Consider the following 19,905-nt stretch of genomic DNA (forward strand, 5'->3'; position numbering starts at 1 on the left):
ACGATCATTGCGTTAAGAAAGGTTTATGTTCATTTTCAGATTCACAAATTCAATAACCTTGATCTTTTAAGAAATGTAATTAAGGCAACATTGCTAAGTAAGTTGATGGATTCTTACGTTGACCATCTTTAACTACTTCATAGTGTAAATGTGGTCCAGTACAACGACCTGTACAACCCACATTAGCAATATGGTCACCAGCAGAAACCTGATCACCCACACGAACCATTAAACGTGAAGCATGTGCATAGCGTGTTAAATAACCATTACCATGGTTAATTTCAACATATTGACCATAACCTGTCCCCCAACCTGATTTAGTTACAATACCAGGACCTGTTGCATAGATTGGTGTACCACTTGGCGCAGACATATCTAAACCACCGTGATGCTCTGCACGACCACCCATGGTACGGCCACCAAAGTTAGAAGAAACACGTACGCTATCCGGAAGAGGGTGAGAAACTAACCAAGAATAAGGATTTGAAGAAGAGGCATTGAAAGAGCTTTTAGCGGTCGTATGACCATATTTTTTTGCCAGTGAGTCATTGTTGAGCTCAACTGTTTTTGGGCGTAAAGTGACTGAAACTTTAGCACTTGCCGGAAGATCTAAATCATCAGGATGCGTATATGAACCTTGAGATAATGTTTTTGATAACTGTTCCAATCGATCTGAGTCAGTAGATTGGTTAATATTTTGATAATCTGCAAAAGCAACCGATGCTGCCGAAGCGGCAAGTGAAAACGCTAATAAAATACGACGCGTGTGCATAAAAACCTCTTGAAACTGTTCTTACTCAAGTTCCTTATGATCTCTTCCTTGATATCGGTTGAAATGAACGCTTAAGATTAGGACAAGAAACCATTCGAGAACGATCAATGTCTAAACCCGATAACGTTTTTCAACAATCCGGAAAACACATAAAAACAGGAAACCTTACGTTTCTAACAACGCAAGTCGCGCAATGGCAAAGACTTACGAAAATAATCCAACCCTTATTGCCCCAACCGGAACAATGGCAGGTCGTGTGTTATCAAAATGGCACTTTAATTATTACTGGTGAAAATCAGGCAATGATTAGTCAACTCAGCTATTTACAGAGCCAATATATATCTAAATTATCTCAACTTGAAGGATTAAAAGACCTACAAAGAATTCAAGTTCGCCTAAGAAATAAAACTATTTCTACAGCGCCCCCATCTGAGCCTTCTAAATCCATCCCCCCGGAAACACAAGAAATGTTACGTAGTGCTGCCGACTTCGTGAGCGACCCTAAGCTTAGCCAAGCTTTACTACGTTTGGCAAGCAATAAAAAATGATGAGCTTTCTATTCCTTAATTAGAATCGTTCTTATTATGTGACTAAAATCACAATTTTCATTGTTACATTATAACGTAGCCAAATAAAGACAATGACTTATGTCACACTCACGTATGGAATTGGACAGTCTTTCTCGTCATTAAATGTTACAATTTCATAATTACTCGGATCACTTTGAACATTGCGTAATAACTGATTATTTAAAGCATGTCCTGACTTATAACCATCAAACTTGGCAATAATTTGATGACCAAGTAAATACAAATCACCTACTGCATCTAAAATTTTGTGTCGGACAAATTCATCAGCAAATCGTAAACCTTCTTCGTTCACAACCCCTGTATCATCTACACCAATGGCATTATCTAGACTTGCACCTAAAGCCAAATTATTTGCTTTGAGGTAATCTAAGTCTTTCATAAAGCCAAAAGTTCGTGCTTCACTGACCTCATACACAAATGTTTCGGTCGAAAAATCGATAGTCGCAGATTGATATTCTTTGGCAAAGGCAGGATGATCAAAATCAATGGTAAAGTTAAGTTGAAAACCATTATGCGGTCTAAAAATTGCTTTTTTATCATCAATTAAAGCTTCAACTGGCTTTAATATTCTTATAAATTTTTTCGGAGCATCTTGTTCACGCAGACCACCTTGCATGAGCAAATAAATAAATGGTCCAGCACTACCATCCATAATTGGAACTTCAGATGCTGATACTTCTACGATTAAATTATCGATTCCTAAACCCGCAATCGCACTCATTACATGCTCAATTGTCCCGACCTTAATATCACCAGTGACAAGGTTTGAACACATAAATGCTTCTTGAATGAGCAATGCATTGGCAGGAATATCGACAGGTGGATCTAAATCGATACGGCGAAATACAATACCTCCATCCACGGTATGTGGAATGAAATTGATCATCACTTTTTGACCGCTATGAAGACCTATTCCACTCGCTTTTACCACACGATTGAGAGTACGTTGTTTCACCATGCTTTGTAACTTCTTTTTTAAAACCGCTATACGTTAGCATATTTAGTCATTGATCAAAAATAAAAAAGGCAGTGTTTATACACTGCCTTTTAATAGATTGGACGCTAAATTACTTACGTTGCTGATTTTTCAAGTAATCTTGAATACTCATTGGCGAAGAACGCGGTGATGAACTTGGTGCATTATTCACATCATTTTCAGCATTTTGACGTTTATTAATTGCAGGAACATCATCTTCATCTACAGATTGTGCAGATTGAGTTGCAGTATGGCTTACTGTATTACGCTTTCTTGGTTCTGCATCAGCTGCATTACGTGTTAAACCAGTCGCTATAACAGTTACACGTAATTCATCACGCGCATCTGGATCAAATACCGTACCGTAGAAGATTTCACCTTCATCAAGGTCAACAATCTGGTTAACTACATCAGTAATGATTTCAGTTTCGCGTAACGTGATGTCATCACCACCTGTAATGTTAATTAACACGCCTTTCGCATTAATAATATTCACATTATCAAGTAGTGGACTACGAATTGCCTGTTCAGCAGCTTGACGCGCGCGGTCTTCACCACGACCTAAACCAGCACCCATCATTGCATAACCGCGAGTACTCATTGCAGTTTTCAAGTCGGCGAAGTCAAGGTTAATGTGACCACGGTTAACCACAAGGTCAAAGATACTACGTACAGCGTTTAACAATACATCATCTGCCTTTTTATAGGCATCTTTCATTGAAATATCACCATACACGCTTAATAAACGTTGGTTAGGAATAATGATCAATGAATCAACATGTGCTTCAAGCGCCTCAATACCACGCTCAGCAGATTTTTGACGACGACGACCTTCAAAGTTAAATGGAGTTGTTACAACACCAACAGTCAAAATCCCCATTTCTTTAGCAACTTCGGCAACAACCGGAGCAGCACCAGTACCTGTACCACCACCCATACCAGCGGTTACAAATACCATGTCAGTTCCTTCAAGGTGCTGACGAATAATTTCACGGCTTTCTTCTGCGGCAACCTGACCTACTTCAGGGTTAGCACCAGCACCTAGACCACGTGTACTTTGCTCACCTAACTGAATTTTGAAAGGGGCATTCATACAATCAAGTGCTTGTTTATCTGTATTGGCACAAACGAATTTAACACCCTGAATATCAGACTGTACCATGTGCTGAACGGCATTACCGCCACCGCCACCTACACCAAATACAGTGAAACGGGCTTGACCGTTGCCATCGTTTAGTTCATCTTCTATAAATTCAAATGAGGCCATGACCTTTAGGGTTCCTAATACATTATGGCAGTCACTTCAGCCCGTATACTGCCTTGATTTTCAAAAATAACTAATTTTAAGAATGCTGTGCAATACAAACCTTGTCAAGTACAGTGGTTTTCTCTTACAACTTCCTAACAATTCTACCAATAAATCCATACATCCTAAAAAATGGCTTTAAGTTTGCTATTAAACGCATTCCAGCCATTCACCATTCGTTCCCATACCGAACGGTCATTCCCCTCTTCAGGTTCCTCAACAGCTTCTTGTAATTCGCTTTGGCTAAACATAAGCAAACCAGCTGCTGTCGCATACATTGATCGGCGTAATGCAGCTTGATGCTGATCATCAGCATACACCTGTAACGGTGGATTACCTAAATGAGCAGATACACCTAGCATACGACGCGCTAAACTCACCATACCTTCAATCTGGCAAGCATCACCTGTCAATACAACGCCATGATATAGGCCATGGATTGCACCGCTTTGTTCGAGTTCTTCGCGAATTTGGCTAAAAATCTCTTCATAACGAGCAATAATAATTTCTGATAACTCAATACGACTAATCGTTTGAGGCCCATCAATACCCTGTACCTGAATCATATGGTCAGGCTTAACAGCACTTAGATCAACACAGCCATGCAGAATTTTAATGCGCTCAGCTTCTTCAGTAGTTGTTTGCAACACAGCAGCAATATCACGTGTCACATGCTCACCACCACGTTGTAATGTACGTGCTAAAGCCAAACGGCCATCTAAATAAACTGCTAGGTTGGTAATACCTGCACCAATATCAACTAGACAAACGCCATATTCTTTTTCATCTTTCAGCAAACTTGCTTCAGCCGTAGCCAAACAAGAGACCACCATTTTCTCTACACCAATGTTCGCACCTTTCATGGCACGATCAAGGTTTTGCATAGTGGCAATCGGCATCATCATAAGTTGATAGTGGCCAGTCATACTATGAGCGGTCATATTGATTGGGTTTTGAACCCATTCAGCAGAGTCGCCTAACTCAAACCCTAACGGGACAGCACTTGCTAAATAGTAGTCAGAAGTCACATGGCTTGCTTTTGCTAACTCTAATGCACGTACAACTTCATTGGTTGTAATCACATGTGCAGGATTAGCAACAGGTGTGCGTCCAGAAGCATAGAAACTTTGCAGCTCGGTACTCGGAATTGATACCCACGCACTATGAATGCGACATTCGGCCATATTTTCCGCTTCAGCAACGGCATTTTTAATCGCAGCAATGACTTTATCGAGACTTACAATTTTTCCTTTGTTCATGCCTCGATTGCGAGCAGTTGCCATACCGATAACCTGAATGTTATCCGGCGCATGAATTTTTCCAATCAAAACTGAAACTTTATGCGTCCCAATGTCAATCGCAACAACTGAGGGAACAGCTTCACTCATCACTCATACCATTTCTTTGTTGTCTAATACCAGGCAAATTGCCTATTTTAAAGCCACGTATTATGGCTTTGCTTTTGCACCACCTGCAATGCTTGTGTCATCACTCGTTACAACAAACTGACCATTCACAATTTTAGGTGGGGTTGCATTCTTCCATTGAATAGATAATCCATTACGATATCGTAAATCAATGGCTGAGATTTTCGTCCACACAGGTTTTAGGTCAGATTGTGCCAAGTGACTTAAACGTTGCAATTTATTCATTGTTTGGTCTTGGTCAACAATAATTCGTAAACCAGAGTCAAACTGCATAAACCAAGTCATTCGCTCTGTTAGATATAACTCTTTTAAACGCAAATTAACAGGATGGAATAACTGATTAATTTCATTATAGCGTCGCATCATCATTTTCGACTGGCTTACCGGACCATGTAACAGCGGAAGCTCAGGATGAAGTCTCGGTTCTGCCTCACTAAATACGTCACCACCATCGCTTAATAAGCGACCTGTTCCCCAACGGGCGATCGCATGTCGAGGCATCACACGAACACGAATACCATTTGGCCAGGCACGAGATACGACAACTCGGTCTACCCATGAAATTTCTAATGCTTTATCACGAATCTGCTCTAAGTCAGACGTAAAATAATTATCTTTTACAATCGGTTGCACATATCGCATCACTTGCTGATTCTCAACCGGAGTTGTTGAACCTACCACTTCAAGTTTTGCGACAGTTGCATCAGTAATAACTTTATATAGACCGTAAATTCCGGCTGCCAAGACTAAAAAGGCAATAACCAGCAACACCCATCCGCCAGCATTGGCAAGCTTTTGCTTGCGCGTAGGCGGTTTTTCATGAATGGAGGTAATCGCCGCACGTTTACGGCGCATGGAAGCCGGAAGTTGTGCCATATTTAAGCCGTACCTTCCAATGTTTGCTCAAGAATTGCAACACACAATTCATCAAAGCTATAACCCACAGCTTTAGCTGCTTTTGGCACAAGCGAGTGGCTGGTCATACCTGGTACGGTATTTACTTCTAAAAGCCAGAAGTTACCTTGCTCATCCTGCATTGCATCAATACGGCCCCAACCTTCTGCACCTACGGCTTGGAAAGCACGTAAACATAAGGCTTGTAGGTTTTTCTCTTCGCTCTCGCTAAGACCGCAAGGAATGCCATACTCGACATCATTACGTTGATATTTTGCTTCATAGTCATAGAAAGCAACATCTGCTGGTGGCTGCAAACGAATAACAGGTAAAGGCTGACCATTTAAGAATGAAATCGTAAATTCGCGACCCGTAATCCATTTTTCTGCCATCACTACAGCATCGTGCTGAGTTGCTTTTTCAATTGCTGCCGCAAAATCTTCAGCTTTCTCAACCTTACTCATGCCTACACTTGAACCTTCATGTACAGGCTTGATAATGACAGGTAAACCTAATTCAGCAATGACTGAATCTAGGTCAGTTTCTTTAGTAATAATGCGATACGGTGCCGTTGGTAAGTCACTGCCTTGCCAAATTTGCTTGGTTTTGACCTTGTCCATACCAATTGCGGAACCTTGCACACCTGTTCCTGTATAAGGAATGTTTAACCACTCAAGTGCGCCTTGGATTTGACCGTCTTCACCACCACGACCATGCAAAACAATGAATGCGCGGTCGTAGTTTACAAGTTCAGTTACGCTACGGTCTTGCGGATCAAATGCCTCAGCCTGAACACCTGAACGTAACAAAGCGTCCAGAACTGCCTGACCACTATCTAAAGACACAGCACGCTCAGCCGATTTTCCACCAAGTAACACAGCAACTTTGCCGAATTTTGTAGCATTTGACACGTTTAAATCCTTAACCCGATAATTCAATATTTTTTGTTTATTTCACATACAAATGATGCTGTGCAAGTTCTACTGAAATTGCTCCCACGTTACCTGCACCTTGCGTTAATAACAAGTCATTTGGTTGTAACACATTTTGCATGATGTTTTGCAAATTACCGTCAACCGGATCAATCAAAATCGGCTCCACCTGACCACGCAAACGAATACTACGCGCCAAAGTACGGCTATCTGCACCAACAATTGGTTTTTCCCCAGCCGGATAAACTTCTAGTAATAATAATTGGTCGACTTGAGATAAAACTTCAATAAAGTCATCAAAACAATCACGAGTACGAGAGTAACGGTGTGGTTGGAAAAGCATTACTAAACGACGGTCAGGGTGACTCTGACGAGCAGCTTTAATTGTAGCTTCCACTTCTTTCGGGTGGTGTCCATAGTCATCAACTAATTTCACATTACCTTCACCAAGCTCAAATTCACCTTGTACTTGGAAACGACGTCCAACACCACTAAAGCCTTTTAATGCACGGCTAATTGCTTCATCTGAAACGCCTTCATCGGTAGCAACACCAATTGCAGCCAAAGCATTTAAAACATTATGTAAACCAGGCTGATTAATCGTTAGACGTAACGGTTCACGGCCCTTACGTAACACCGTAAAGTGCGAACGCATGCCATCTTGCTCTACATCAATCGCACGAATGTCATTATCTTCGTTAAAACCATAGGTAATAACCGGACGGCCTACACGCGGCAAAATCTCACGAACGTTTGCATCATCACCACAAACTACCGCTAAACCATAAAACGGTAAGTTATGTAGGAATTGTACAAACGTATCTTTTAATTTATCAAAGCTACCTTCATAAGTGTCCATATGGTCAGCATCGATGTTGGTTACAATCGCTGCCATTGGCTGTAAATAAAGGAAAGATGCATCTGATTCGTCAGCTTCAGCAACAATAAAACGGCTTTCACCAAGAGCGGCATTTACACCAGTACTGTTAAGTAAACCACCAATCACATAAGTTGGGTCAAGGTTTTCTTCAGCCAACATAGTGGTTAACAAACTCGTTGTTGTGGTTTTGCCATGTGTACCTGCTACTGCGATACCATGACGGTAACGCATAAGCTCACCGAGCATTTCTGCACGACGTACAATCGGAGTACGTTGTTCAATTGCTGCTTTAATTTCCGGATTCTCCGGATCAATTGCAGTTGAAACCACAAGCACATTGGCATTTTTAATATTTTCTGCTTCGTGTCCGATATAGACTTTAATGCCATTTTCTTCTAATTGTTGTGTAGTTTTAGAAGCTTTAATATCTGAACCGGAAATTTTATATCCTTGGTTAGCTAACACCTCAGCAATACCACACATACCTGCTCCGCCAATACCCACAAAATGAATATGTTTGATACGGCGCATTTCAGGCACTTTAATCAATTTTTTTGCTTGGTTTGCAGCTGTTATTGGAGACATAGTAAATCCGATTACATTTTTTGAATAAGATCAACCACATGCTGAGTTGCATTTGGTTGGGCATGTTGACGCGCTTTCACTGCCATTTCTGTAAGTAATGGGCGGTTCATCAACGTGGTAAACAATTGATTTAAAACTTCTGATGTCATGGTCGATTGCTGGCAAATTTTTGCAGCGCCGACATCGGCCAGAAATTTAGCATTTGCAGTTTGATGGTCATCTACCGCGATTGGAAGCGGTACAAAAACTGCTGCAACACCAGCGGTTGCAACCTCTGTCACTGTTAACGCCCCAGCACGACAAATAATCAAGTCTGCTTCGCTATACGCCTTTGCCATATCTTCAATAAAAGGCAAAACCTGTACAGTTAAATTTGCTGGCGCATCTGCATACAAAGCTTGAGTCGCCTCAACTTGTTGCTGACCACACTGATGGAAAATATTCAGTGGAACTTGAAGTTGTTTTAATGCTGGAGGTAAGCGTTCATTGAGTGCTTTTGCACCTAAAGAACCGCCTACAATTAAAATATTTAAGGGTTTACCCGCTTGCTCACGCTCATCGTAACGCCACTTTGGGCTTAAGATATCAGTGATCTCGCGACGTACCGGATTTCCAGTCGTTACCACTTTTTCGCTAGCAGGAAAAGTATTTGGAAATGCTTCACACACCACTTTAGCCACGCGTGATAACTGTGCATTGGTAAAACCGGCAACTGCATTTTGTTCATGAATGAGAACAGGAATACCTAATAAGCGAGCCGCCAAGCCACCAGGGCCTGCAACATAGCCGCCAAAGCCAGCTACCGCGTCAACTTTAAGCTGTTTCATATAGCGCATTGCGCTAAAAGTTGCTTTTAAAATTTTAAAAGGTGCAGCAAGTTTACGGATGACTCCATTTCCACGCACACCTTGAATATCAATTTGATATATTGGAATATTTTGATCTTTTAATAACCGATTTTCCATACCTGTTGGCGTGGCTAACCATGAAACCTGACAACCTTGTTGTTGAAGTTGTTTGGCTACGGCGAGGGCTGGAAAAACATGTCCACCAGTACCGGCAGCCATCATCATGACATGTTTAGGTTTGCTTTGCTGTGAATCTGTCACGGTCTAATTCTTCAACTCAAAAAACAATGGAAATTGTCATCTATTTTTGTAGCCGTTTATTTTAATCCTAAAGCTTCATTAACGAAAAGCGAATTTCACTCGTTTATAACAGAAAGATGTGCTTTTTTGAAAATATGCCTACAAAGCGCTAGCGTATTTCATATTGTGGTTTTATTAATTCATATATTTTTAGGTGATTTCCCAATATTCGCTTAGGAAATCACCCAAAGTAGATTATTAAGCAGGACGGCCAGTTTCTAATACGTCAAATAGATCATCGGCAATTGAAGTACCAAATTGAGCATCAATTTCACGAATACAGGTTGGGCTGGTGACATTAATTTCAGTGACATAATTACCAATTACATCAAGCCCAACAAATACCAAACCTTTTTCACGCAAGAAAGGACCAATTTTCGCTGCAATCTGCTTATCGTTTTCAGTAAGTGGTCGTGCTTGACCTAAACCACCAGCTGCCAAATTCCCGCGCACTTCACCATTTTGTGGAATACGAGCAAGACAATAAGGAACAGGCTCACCATTTACCATTAAAATACGCTTATCCCCTTCTACAATTTCAGGAATATAACGCTGAGCCATAATTGGACGAGTGCCTAATTCTGTCAACATTTCTAATGTAGAACCAATATTTACACCATCTTGGTATAAACGGAAAATTCCCATCCCACCCATACCATCAAGTGGCTTAACAATCACATCGCCATGTTCTTTAATAAATTCACGAATCAAGCTCTGCTGTGATGTCACAAGTGTAGGCACTTGTAGCTCTGGAAACTGCGTTGCAAAAAGTTTTTCGTTGCAATCACGCAATGACTGAGGCTTATTAATAATCCATGAACCTTCACGCTCAGCTTGTTCAAGCACGTAAGTCGTGTAAACAAAATTCATGTCAAATGGTGGGTCTTTACGCATAAGTACAACATCGTAAGCCGCGATAGATTCTTTTTTCTTTTCGCCTAACTCATAATAATGGTTGTAATCTTCGAAAACTTTTAACGGAGAGATGAGACCGTAAGCCTTACCTTGATCGATATATAAATCTTGTTGTAATGCATAGCCTAACTCATGTCCACGACGGCTCGCCGCCCACAACATTGCCATGGTTGAATCCTTTTTCAGATTTACGGTTTCAATCGGATCCATGACGACAAGTACACGCATGCTCAAGCTCTTCTTAAAATTTAAATTAGCATGAGTATAGCTGAGATTTTTCACTCGTTTTTCTTAATTTTAGTAAAACCTTATCGGTTATTTCTTTATCTTGAATTAAGGTAAATTCAGTTAAACTACTCCCATAAAATATTATTTTTAAAGGCTAAAGATGAAACTTTATCGCTATTTAACCGGACCTGATGACTCTGCTTTTTGTGCACGAGTGACTAAAGCACTTAATCATGGTTGGGAGCTCTATGAGGCACCTACTATGACTTTTAATGGCTCTCAAGTTATTGTAGGCCAAGCAATTTGCAAAACAATTGATGAAAATTATGATCCAGAAATGGATATTTTAGATGTTCTCAAAAATAATGCTTAACTCCAAGGGTGCTTTTAGCCGTAGAGCACCCTCTTCAAAACCCTATTCATAAATAAAACTAATCATTTCATTCAATCGAATTTTTAATAAATAAATTATATTTTAAAAATCAATTATTAAAAAACAATCAATGTAATTTTGCAGGCAATAGTTCTTTTATTTTAAACAATTAAATGATTATAATTATCATTTATACTTTTATTTTTGTTAACTGATTTTATTTTTATGTTAAGAATTTCTATATCATCTCCCCAAATTAAGCGTCTTTTCCCGCTGAGCTTACTCAGTTTAATGATTTTGAATATTCAAGGTGCCTATGCAGAGGAATTAGCTGACTCATCTTCAAAAGTTGCAGCAGTTATGCCAACTATAAAAATTGAAGCGATGAGTGAACTCGATCCCATCAAAAGTTATATCGACTACGACAAAGCCAATGTCACACGTAATGGTTTAGACAAAAAAGATATTCCGCAAACTATTGATACTATTGATGTTCAAAAATATAAAATTTATGGATCAAATGACTTAAGCGTCATGCTGCAAGGTACACCAGGCGTATCAACCAGTTACGATATGCGCGGCGATGGGATCACGATTCGTGGTTTTGGTGCCGACACAGGCGATATTTACCGTGATGGTATACGTGAAAGCGGACAAGTACGTCGTAGTACAGCCAATATCGAACGTATTGAAATTTTAAAAGGCCCCGCCTCTGTTTTATATGGCCGTAGTGCTGGCGGCGGTGTTGTGAATATGGTGAGTAAGTTCGCCAATTTTGACTCTAAAAGTTCAGTTGGTGCGTATGCTGGTTCATATGATAACTACGGAACAACGGCTGACATCAACCAAGTACTTAATGACAATTTAGCAGTACGTTTAACTGGAGAATATGGCGAGTCAGGCAGCTTCCGCTCTGGCATTGAAAATAAGATTGAAATGTTTTCACCAAGCTTTAGCTATAAAAATGACGATGGAACACTCACTTGGACTACACAATATACTTATGACAAATTAGGTCGAGTTCCTGACCGTGGGCCAACGCGTGATAATCTACCTGCAGGTACATCTATCAAAACAGGATTTGCCCAAGATGGCGATTATGTTGATGATATTTTGCAAGTGGTACGTACCGATGTGAATTATGAATATGCGCCTGACTGGAACTTCCACTGGGCAGCGAGTTACCGTCAAGCAGAACAAAACTTTGATCACTTTTACTTTGGGACTTATTGTGGGTTAGATGGAAATGACCTAAAAGGTAAAGCATGCACCACTAAAAAAGGCTACATCAATCAAATTTACTACTGGCAACAAACCAGCAACAAGACCACAACCAATACCTTTGATATTAAGGGCAAATTCAAAACAGGCTCGCTTGAGCACCAAATTATGGTTGGTACAGACTGGACCTACGAGCAACGAGAACCACGTCTAGCCAATAAGACTCAAAACGGTTCAGCCATTTATGGTTATGTTAATCCGCTCACTGGTGAGCGTGAATATAGCCGAGGTAATGGCCCTCTTTTAATTAGCCAACATAACTATAATGAAGGCACCACTTATGGGGTATTTGTTCAGGATTTAATTGGTCTAAATGACCAACTCAAACTCATGATGGGCCTACGTTACGATTACTTTGACTTTTCAACTACTAACAAAATTAAGAATGAACATCGTAATGTAAAAGACAGTACTTTTAGCCCAAATGTTGGCTTGGTATGGCAACCAGTTCCTGAACATAGCTTTTATACATCTTACTCTAAAAGCTTCGCACCGTTTGGTGGACAAATGGGTGTCAACCAAGTTACTGGAAGTACCGATGTCGCGAAAATGGATAAAGAGCCTCAATATAACGAGCAATATGAAGTTGGGGTAAAAAGTGAATGGTTCGATAATCGTTTAAATACTCAATTTTCTGTCTTTGATATTCGTAAAAATAATATTCGCTATAAACCGAACCCTGACAGTGAACCAGAGGTATGGGCAACTGCTGGTCAACATCAATCTCGTGGTCTCGAATTTAGTTTTATTGGCCGTGTACTTGATAATGTCTTTGTTCGCGGTGGGTATGGCTATACCGATGCCAAAGTTAAAGAAGACAATCAAAACCCTGAGCGAGAAGGCAATTATTTAGCCAACACTTCTAAAAATACGGGTAATTTATTTGTTCGCTATTTACCAACTGAACAGTGGTATACCGAAGTGGGCGTGACCTATGTCGGGTCTTATTATCCAAATATTAATAATCAGGTAAAAATGGAAGGCTTTAACCGTGTCGATGCAGCAATTGGGTATAGTGCAGAGCCGTGGAATGTCACACTTGCGGTAAATAACCTAACCAATAAAGAATACTGGCGTTCGGACAGTATGCCAGGCACACCACGTAATGTGTTATTGCGTTTGAATTATCAGTTTTAAGTAAATATTAAAAAGGCATACCCTTATTTTAGAGGTATGCCTTTTTCTTTTTAGATCCCATATTTCTCGCGATAAGCTTGCATATTGGCTAAAGCTTCTTTTTCGTCTTTGATGCTGACTGAACAAGGTCAACAAGACAAGTTGGGTATGACGATGAAGTGGAAGAAATGTGAGGTGAAGGTCGGCTTTTTTAAGGTGAAAAATTTAAATATTTGATTTAAAATTAAAATTAAAGAGTTTCACATAACATTCTATTATATTGAATAAACTATTTTATTTACATCACGTTAACACCTTTAATAACTTAAAAATTATTTGGAATTTTATGAAATTAAAAAAATATCATTGGTAATAAAATGCTTTTTGACATCTTTATCTTTGTCAAATTGTACAAAGGCAGATGATTTACAAAAAACAAGACTTTTAGCAGAACAAGGGCATTTAGGTGCTAAAAAGAATCTAGGGTATATATGTTTTTGGGGATGGAATAAATCAAAATGATACTACAGCAGGGTGTAAATAATACTCAATTTATTGGGTGTTTTATTGCGGGTACTCTAGTGCGTGTACAGAGGGATCTAAATTTACCACGTAGAATTTGGAAAAAAATCGAAGATATACAGGTAGGTGATCTAGTTTTATCCAGACCAGAAGAAGGTACAAAAATACAGGACTATAAACCTGTAGTTAATACTTTTAAACTCGAAAAGAAACCAATTTGGTTGTTAAGTGCTTTAGAGCTAGTCGATGATTTTAGAAATAATCCAACTTATCCGAAAAACATAATTGCAACACCCTATAATCAATTCTGGGTGTGTGGCTGGGCATCTATCTCAGGTGAATTGAATAGTCTTGAACTTTATGATCAAGGAAAATGGTGCCAATTGGATCAGTTAATGGATGGTGATGTAATCCAATCTGATGATAAATATTATGTTGTACATTTTGCAACACCATTATATCAGACAGAACAACCACATATTGCATGGGCGATAGATCCAGAAAATAGAATGGAAGAGTGTGGTTGGAATTTTGATCTTGAGGAAATAAAACAAAGCGGTCAAATCATAGCGGATTTTTCTTACAATGCATATTCTCCAGAAAATATACACAGTGAAAGGAAATATTTACCCTATCTTTCTGATGTTTATAATTTTGAAGTTCAGGATTACCATACCTACTATGTAGGTGGTGCATGTCTATGGGTACATAATACGAATTGTGGTGAAACTACGAGTTTAAAGAATAAACTGCAATCAATGGGATAAGAATCCTTGCAAAAAACTCAAAAAATATTTATATCAAATGCACTGAAACAGTTTTTTTACGATTTCCACACCCCACGATTACAATTCAACCAACTCAATAATTTGATTAAATTATAAAAAAAAAGGAAGCCACAGCTTCCTTTTTCCATACCTAACTCTTAGATACCTACTTCTCACGATAAGCTTGCATATTTACTAACGCTTCTTTTTCGCCTTTCGCTTCTAAATAATCCATTAAATCTTTCATGGTAATCAGTGCGTGCACAGGAATTTCTAATTCTTAGAAAGCTTACCTTGGCCACGTTCTTGACGATCTAATGCCACCAACACACCCGCAATAGTTGTATCAGCATTTTTAAAATAGTGCAGTCATACTTGCGGTTAATAATCTAACCAATAAAGAGTACTGATATTCAGACAGCACACTAGACACACCACGTAATGTGCTATTGGGTTTGAATTACCGGTTCTAAGTAAAAAATATTAAATATAGAAAGGCATACCCTATTGAGAGGCATGCCTTTTTGTTTTTAGATACTGTTTTTGTGTCATCTTAAGGCTGACGAAGTCCATAAAGATCAATTTTCCAAAGAAGATTCTGTGTAGTGGCAACAAAAAGCATGGATTCTACAACTGCCAGACCAGCAGAGTAATCACAGTGATGAATATATACCCAAGCAGTACTTTCACTAATATAGTCAGAATTCGAACGTAACAAGCGATTATCTGTAGTCGAAGCAAAAAGGATATCCCCATATGCAGTCATTGCATTTATGGTTGCATCTTGCGTAAATGCTGTCATCGCTACCCATGATGGTGCTGTTCTGGTTGCAGGCGCTCTCCACAGTGTTCCTAGATTATCAACCGCATAAAGCATCCCACCTGTGGCAGCCAATGCCTTGGTTCCGCCACTAGGTCCAGCCCCCATCGAAGTCCAAGCTTGCCCCACCTCAGAAGCAGGATACCACCAAAGTTGATTATCAGTTGTAATGCAGTAAAGGGTATCTCCAAGGGCTGCCATTGCACTAACATAATTCGCATAACTAATATCACGCCAAGGTATATCTGCGCCAAGTGGGTAACGTTGAGCAAGCCTATTCTGCGATGTGGCTATGAAAATTTTTCCATACAGTGCTGTAAGGGCACGAGAATTATACGCATAACCAATATTTTCCCAATCCCATGTTATACGTTGTTTGAGATGAGAAAATACGTTACGTGTGATCGTAGTTACAACAGAATCACTTCCCAATACAGATAACCAATCCGTTGTCCCAGCATTAAAAACTGTGCCATTGTGAGAAAATATACTCATTGTCGCGCGTCCAGGTTTGCCAGTCCATGAACGCATGTCTGCCGAAGCCAGTACAGTCGTAGTCAGAGGCGTATTTTGATCGCCTGTAACACGGGGATAACCCTCTACTTCATCTACATAAGCCGCAGCATCAACCTCATAGGTCATGAAAGCTGATGTTGTAGTTGCAGGTGAAACACCGTTGAACACCCAATGTCCTGGAAACCGAATAGTATATGCTACTGTTGGTGATGTCCCACTATAAGCTCCATCAGCAAAACCACTACCAAGAAATGAATTTTGCGGCCGGTTTAATGGCGGTTCTGCCCATGCTACAGTTGTATCATAAGCATTTAAGTTAGGATCATTACCAGCATATTTGTAGAAAACAACCATACGATTCCCTTGTTCTAACCTTACAGCTCGATAACAAGTATTCCCAGAGAGTACGATCACGTTCCCCCCATTGGCAATAAACTGCTCTGTCTGGTCTCTCATTGCTCGCGTCCAGTACTCATCATGTCCTGCAATGATCAAACAATCATAATTAGTGAGCAGAGTTGAGATACTATGAAGGTCCACACTCGAACAATATTCGATCGGTATCCCTTCTGTTTCAAGCCAGCGAATAAGTATGGACTCAGGCCCATTACTTGCAGGAGTGCCACCTGATCGATTAAAGGAAACTTTGCTCGCACGAGTTCCCGCCCCACCACTATTATAATCATATAAACTCTTACCACCCGCTGCATTATAAGCAGTTGGCGTTAAAAACGAGATTTGTAAAAGAACTTTTGAAACCGCTGCTTGAGTGGCTGGTCGAATCACAAAAGTAAGTACGTCCTGTCCCGAATAAGCTAGCCTATATAGCCCAGGAGGCCAATTCGAAGGGATATTAAACGTTACTGAAACTGGCCATCCGAATCCTTCCCATGGGTTTGTTGCAGGAAGTGATCGGGTAAAAAGAGTTGTAGAGAGTGTTGATGATACTGTAGTTGTTCCTATACGCTCTACGGTTAAACTGGTTATCCCAGGTGAATCAGTACTGAGATAAAAACTTATTGAACTTCCTGGTAAAGCGGAAGTTGCTGATGAATATCCTGAAACTGCCATATCTCCACCTCGTATCCTTATGAAATGAAAAACTGGAAAATTTTCTACATCTTTTAAAGCTTTTATATATAAATGAGCTGATTTCTAGCATTCGTCAAGATCAATAACTTAGGACAATTTTTTAAAAATAAAAATTATTAAATTTTATTATTCATCAGTAATTTATATATTTTACCAAAAAGAAAAAAAACACTTCAAATTATCAATTTTAAGTCTTAAATATTGATATATGTTTCATATGAATTTTATAATAAAAATGGACCAAAAAATAAAAAATCAAAAGGTTATTTAGTAATAAAAATCAAATTATTAGTTAATAGTTTATGTTCTTTAACAGAGAAACAAATATTTCGTAGGGTTTTTACTGCATTATTCATATTTCATTTAAGAAAAATTAATAATGAAAAAGGAAGCTTTATGCTTCCTTTTTAAATTATTAAAAATCAAATTCCGTATTTTTCGCGATAAGCTTGCATATTGGCTAAAGCTTCTTTTTCGTCTTTTCCATCTAAATAATCCATTAAGTCCTTCATGGTAATAAGGGCATGCACAGGTATTTCTAATTCTTTTTGAACTTCCTGAATTGCAGAAAGCTCACCTTGGCCACGCTCCTGACGATCTAATGCCACCAACACACCCGCAATGGTTGCACCAGCATTTTTCAAAATCGTTACCACTTCGCGAATCGCTGTACCTGCGGTAATCACGTCATCAATAATCCAGACTTTTTTACCTTCAACCGCAGCACCAACTAAAACACCGCCTTCACCATGATCTTTTGCTTCTTTACGGTTAAAGCCCCATGGCACACTCTTATTATGTGTTTGCGACAAAGCAACAGCAGTCGCAGCTACAAATGGAATACCTTTGTATGCTGGCCCAAAAATCACATCAACATTTTCGCATTGTGTTAATTTATCGGCATAGCCTTGTGCTAAAAGAGATAAAGCTTCACCATCGTTGAGTAGGCCTGCATTAAAAAAATAAGGACTCACACGTCCAGATTTTAAAGTAAACTCACCAAATTTAAGCACACCGCGTGATAATGCGAGTTCGATAAATGCTTGCGGGTTAAATGACACAGGCGTTGTCATGAGGTGCTCCAAATTCACAATTGAGGTTAAATTTTCGCATGATACCAAAGGATCAGTATCCAAGTGATGTAAAAATTCTTCGAGTCGTTTCCATTAACGTAAATGGCTTACGTTCTTCAGTAACGAAAGGCTTACTTGAATGGTTAGAACAATCCGATGCCGATGTCGTATGCATGCAGGAAAGCCGCATTACCCATGAACAATGGACTGAAAAGTTTAGACCCGAAGGATGGCATACCCATCTTTTTCCAGCAGAGCGTGCAGGTTACGCAGGTACCGCAATTTATAGCCGCTTACCCTTTGTCTCTATTAAAGATGGTTTAGGGTTCGAGTTGGCCGATAGCCAAGGCCGCTTCATTTCTGCCGAATTCGATTTAGGTTTGTCACATCCCGTACATATTGCATCATTATACTTACCTTCGGGCTCAAGTGGTGAAGAAGCGCAAGCACGTAAAGATTTATTTTTAGGTGAATACGCAAAAATCTTAAAACAATGGCGTGATGAGAATAAGTCCATCATTATTTGTGGCGATTACAATATCGTTCATAAACGAATTGATATTAAAAACTGGTCGGGTAATCAGAAGTCGTCTGGCTGTTTACCGCATGAGCGTGCATGGCTTGACCATATTTATGATGAACTTGGCTATGTAGACACTTTCCGTGTTGTGAGAACAGAAGCAGAGTTGTATTCATGGTGGTCAAATCGCGGTCAAGCGCGTGCGAAAAATGTAGGTTGGCGTATTGACTATCAAGCTTGTTCACCAGACTGGAAAACACGTACAACAAACGCATGGGTCTATAAAGATCAATGGTTTAGCGACCATGCCCCTGTGATTATCGACTATAAAATTCAAGAGTAAGTGAACAAGTGTTCACTTACATTGTCGTTTTTGCTTACAACACATGTCGTTTTTGAGTATTTTTCTTACACACGTTTGACGGCATTATAGCCCCACGGCACAGGGAAGCAGTCAGGATGACGCAAAAGGATAGGACGCCGTAGGAAGATAAAATAAACTTAGATTAAGTTTATTTGCAAGGATGTGACAATGGACGTTGAAATGAGACCCGCATGATCAGGATGATTAAATGCGGGTTTTCTCTTTTCTATCTCTTATTTTTTGCGCTAAGTTCTTTTAGTTTTCTAGATTCTTCTTATTGAGTTCATTATTACCTTGTCTTATGACAATAACATGACATTCTTTATTGTTTTAATCATTATTTTTCATTTGTTTTAAAAGTATCGGTATAAAGTAGTGCTCAAATGCATTTTGGGTTAGGCTGTGTGTTCTTTCTTTTTGACATGGTCCGATAAAATGTTAAAAATTTATGGTATTAAAAACTGTAATTCAATGAAAAAAGCATTTGATGCCTTACAAGCAAAAGGTTTGAGCTACGAATTTCACGATTATAAAAAACAAGGGATTGATGCCGACACCCTAAAAATCTGGTTAAAAGAAATTGGACAAGATACCGTTCTCAATAAGAAAGGCACCACGTGGAGAAAACTATCTGAGGATGAACAGACTCGTGCATTAAGCAGTGAAGATCATCTTATTGAAGCACTGATTGCTCAACCAAGCTTAATTAAACGACCAGTTCTACAGACCTCTAAAGGTTTTCTGGTCGGTTTTGATGAAATTGCCTATCAAAACTTAAATGCATAAAAAAACGAGCCAAGTGGCTCGT

At 39.4% G+C, this 19,905-nt stretch carries 17 protein-coding genes and 1 pseudogene; 6 read left to right on the forward strand and 12 right to left on the reverse strand.

All coding sequences use genetic code 11. The features are described 5' to 3' along the window. Window positions 1-79: 79 nt before the first annotated feature. On the reverse strand, window positions 80-772 hold the full coding sequence (locus ACG59Z_RS08000; RefSeq protein ID WP_263614820.1) for a M23 family metallopeptidase: 693 nt from the start codon (window positions 770-772) through the stop codon (window positions 80-82). A gap of 107 nt (window positions 773-879) precedes the next feature. On the opposite strand from ACG59Z_RS08000, the gene ACG59Z_RS08005 reads away from it, so the two are divergent. Then, a complete protein-coding gene (locus ACG59Z_RS08005; RefSeq protein ID WP_263614821.1) occupies window positions 880-1,320 on the forward strand; it encodes a DUF721 domain-containing protein in 441 nt (146 codons plus the stop codon). Between the two features lie 97 nt (window positions 1,321-1,417). Here the strand turns inward: ACG59Z_RS08005 and lpxC are convergent, their stop codons facing one another. The 8 genes from lpxC to gshB all read right to left on the reverse strand — a co-directional run bounded on the left by lpxC (window position 1,418) and on the right by gshB (window position 10,653). Then, complete coding sequence (gene lpxC / locus ACG59Z_RS08010) at window positions 1,418-2,320, reverse strand: UDP-3-O-acyl-N-acetylglucosamine deacetylase (protein WP_031982274.1); 903 nt, start codon at window positions 2,318-2,320, stop codon at window positions 1,418-1,420. 109 nt (window positions 2,321-2,429) lie between these two features. Continuing rightward, window positions 2,430-3,605 carry a cell division protein FtsZ gene (gene ftsZ, locus ACG59Z_RS08015; RefSeq protein WP_002053783.1) on the reverse strand — a complete coding sequence of 392 codons (1,176 nt, stop codon included), beginning with the start codon at window positions 3,603-3,605 and terminating at the stop codon, window positions 2,430-2,432. Window positions 3,606-3,769: 164 nt separating this feature from the next. Next, window positions 3,770-5,032: a cell division protein FtsA gene (ftsA, locus tag ACG59Z_RS08020; protein WP_002053865.1), complete on the reverse strand. Its 1,263-nt coding sequence runs from the start codon at window positions 5,030-5,032 to the stop codon at window positions 3,770-3,772. Window positions 5,033-5,092: 60 nt separating this feature from the next. Next, entirely contained in the window at window positions 5,093-5,947 is an 855-nt protein-coding gene (locus tag ACG59Z_RS08025) for a cell division protein FtsQ/DivIB (protein ID WP_002053744.1), read from the reverse strand. 2 nt (window positions 5,948-5,949) lie between these two features. Further along, window positions 5,950-6,876 (reverse strand): D-alanine--D-alanine ligase, encoded by a 927-nt coding sequence (locus ACG59Z_RS08030; RefSeq protein WP_002053928.1) that lies wholly within the window; start codon window positions 6,874-6,876, stop codon window positions 5,950-5,952. Between the two features lie 37 nt (window positions 6,877-6,913). Beyond that, window positions 6,914-8,362, reverse strand: coding sequence for a UDP-N-acetylmuramate--L-alanine ligase (murC, locus tag ACG59Z_RS08035; RefSeq protein ID WP_033855553.1), 1,449 nt, complete (start codon window positions 8,360-8,362; stop codon window positions 6,914-6,916). A gap of 11 nt (window positions 8,363-8,373) precedes the next feature. Further along, window positions 8,374-9,471: an undecaprenyldiphospho-muramoylpentapeptide beta-N-acetylglucosaminyltransferase gene (gene murG / locus ACG59Z_RS08040; RefSeq protein WP_400198786.1), complete on the reverse strand. Its 1,098-nt coding sequence runs from the start codon at window positions 9,469-9,471 to the stop codon at window positions 8,374-8,376. Between the two features lie 237 nt (window positions 9,472-9,708). After that, complete coding sequence (gene gshB, locus ACG59Z_RS08045) at window positions 9,709-10,653, reverse strand: glutathione synthase (RefSeq protein ID WP_304400904.1); 945 nt, start codon at window positions 10,651-10,653, stop codon at window positions 9,709-9,711. A 160-nt stretch (window positions 10,654-10,813) separates the two neighbouring features. Between gshB and ACG59Z_RS08050 the strand changes: the two genes are divergently transcribed. From ACG59Z_RS08050 to ACG59Z_RS08060, 3 genes are all read left to right on the forward strand, one after another. Continuing rightward, window positions 10,814-11,026: a DUF1737 domain-containing protein gene (locus ACG59Z_RS08050; protein ID WP_000781166.1), complete on the forward strand. Its 213-nt coding sequence runs from the start codon at window positions 10,814-10,816 to the stop codon at window positions 11,024-11,026. A gap of 225 nt (window positions 11,027-11,251) precedes the next feature. Next, a complete protein-coding gene (locus tag ACG59Z_RS08055; RefSeq protein ID WP_400198787.1) occupies window positions 11,252-13,444 on the forward strand; it encodes a TonB-dependent receptor in 2,193 nt (730 codons plus the stop codon). Window positions 13,445-13,941: 497 nt separating this feature from the next. Continuing rightward, a complete protein-coding gene (locus ACG59Z_RS08060) occupies window positions 13,942-14,712 on the forward strand; it encodes a hypothetical protein (protein WP_400198788.1) in 771 nt (256 codons plus the stop codon). 166 nt (window positions 14,713-14,878) lie between these two features. Here ACG59Z_RS08060 and pyrE (ACG59Z_RS08065) read toward each other — a convergent pair. From pyrE (ACG59Z_RS08065) to pyrE (ACG59Z_RS08075), 3 genes and pseudogenes are all read right to left on the reverse strand, one after another. Next, window positions 14,879-15,069 (reverse strand): annotated as a pseudogene (gene pyrE, locus ACG59Z_RS08065) (orotate phosphoribosyltransferase); the annotation flags it as partial. A gap of 196 nt (window positions 15,070-15,265) precedes the next feature. After that, window positions 15,266-17,119 carry a N,N-dimethylformamidase beta subunit family domain-containing protein gene (locus ACG59Z_RS08070; protein WP_400198789.1) on the reverse strand — a complete coding sequence of 618 codons (1,854 nt, stop codon included), beginning with the start codon at window positions 17,117-17,119 and terminating at the stop codon, window positions 15,266-15,268. Between the two features lie 443 nt (window positions 17,120-17,562). Then, on the reverse strand, window positions 17,563-18,213 hold the full coding sequence (pyrE, locus tag ACG59Z_RS08075) for an orotate phosphoribosyltransferase (RefSeq protein WP_159137701.1): 651 nt from the start codon (window positions 18,211-18,213) through the stop codon (window positions 17,563-17,565). A 38-nt stretch (window positions 18,214-18,251) separates the two neighbouring features. On the opposite strand from pyrE (ACG59Z_RS08075), the gene ACG59Z_RS08080 reads away from it, so the two are divergent. Both ACG59Z_RS08080 and ACG59Z_RS08085 read left to right on the forward strand, forming a co-directional pair. Further along, window positions 18,252-19,076, forward strand: coding sequence for an exodeoxyribonuclease III (locus ACG59Z_RS08080; RefSeq protein WP_049066069.1), 825 nt, complete (start codon window positions 18,252-18,254; stop codon window positions 19,074-19,076). Between the two features lie 456 nt (window positions 19,077-19,532). Further along, entirely contained in the window at window positions 19,533-19,883 is a 351-nt protein-coding gene (locus ACG59Z_RS08085; protein WP_400198790.1) for an arsenate reductase, read from the forward strand. The last annotated feature ends 22 nt before the right edge of the window (window positions 19,884-19,905 follow it).

The sequence above is a fragment of the Acinetobacter sp. ABJ_C1_1 genome (genome assembly GCF_044684115.1).
GTDB classification, from domain to species: domain Bacteria; phylum Pseudomonadota; class Gammaproteobacteria; order Pseudomonadales; family Moraxellaceae; genus Acinetobacter; species Acinetobacter nosocomialis_A.

What these genes read in the sequence shown, in the direction of transcription:
- ACG59Z_RS08000 (WP_263614820.1), bottom strand. Translation starts at nt 772, where the DNA reads ATGCACACGCGTCGTATTTTATTAGCGTTTTCACTTGCCGCTTCGGCA.
- ACG59Z_RS08005 (WP_263614821.1), top strand. Translation starts at nt 880, where the DNA reads ATGTCTAAACCCGATAACGTTTTTCAACAATCCGGAAAACACATAAAA.
- lpxC (WP_031982274.1), bottom strand. Translation starts at nt 2,320, where the DNA reads ATGGTGAAACAACGTACTCTCAATCGTGTGGTAAAAGCGAGTGGAATA.
- ftsZ (WP_002053783.1), bottom strand. Translation starts at nt 3,605, where the DNA reads ATGGCCTCATTTGAATTTATAGAAGATGAACTAAACGATGGCAACGGT.
- ftsA (WP_002053865.1), bottom strand. Translation starts at nt 5,032, where the DNA reads ATGAGTGAAGCTGTTCCCTCAGTTGTTGCGATTGACATTGGGACGCAT.
- ACG59Z_RS08025 (WP_002053744.1), bottom strand. Translation starts at nt 5,947, where the DNA reads ATGGCACAACTTCCGGCTTCCATGCGCCGTAAACGTGCGGCGATTACC.
- murC (WP_033855553.1), bottom strand. Translation starts at nt 8,362, where the DNA reads ATGTCTCCAATAACAGCTGCAAACCAAGCAAAAAAATTGATTAAAGTG.
- gshB (WP_304400904.1), bottom strand. Translation starts at nt 10,653, where the DNA reads ATGCGTGTACTTGTCGTCATGGATCCGATTGAAACCGTAAATCTGAAA.
- ACG59Z_RS08050 (WP_000781166.1), top strand. Translation starts at nt 10,814, where the DNA reads ATGAAACTTTATCGCTATTTAACCGGACCTGATGACTCTGCTTTTTGT.
- ACG59Z_RS08055 (WP_400198787.1), top strand. Translation starts at nt 11,252, where the DNA reads ATGTTAAGAATTTCTATATCATCTCCCCAAATTAAGCGTCTTTTCCCG.
- ACG59Z_RS08060 (WP_400198788.1), top strand. Translation starts at nt 13,942, where the DNA reads ATGATACTACAGCAGGGTGTAAATAATACTCAATTTATTGGGTGTTTT.
- ACG59Z_RS08070 (WP_400198789.1), bottom strand. Translation starts at nt 17,119, where the DNA reads ATGGCAGTTTCAGGATATTCATCAGCAACTTCCGCTTTACCAGGAAGT.
- pyrE (WP_159137701.1), bottom strand. Translation starts at nt 18,213, where the DNA reads ATGACAACGCCTGTGTCATTTAACCCGCAAGCATTTATCGAACTCGCA.
- ACG59Z_RS08080 (WP_049066069.1), top strand. Translation starts at nt 18,252, where the DNA reads ATGATACCAAAGGATCAGTATCCAAGTGATGTAAAAATTCTTCGAGTC.
- ACG59Z_RS08085 (WP_400198790.1), top strand. Translation starts at nt 19,533, where the DNA reads ATGTTAAAAATTTATGGTATTAAAAACTGTAATTCAATGAAAAAAGCA.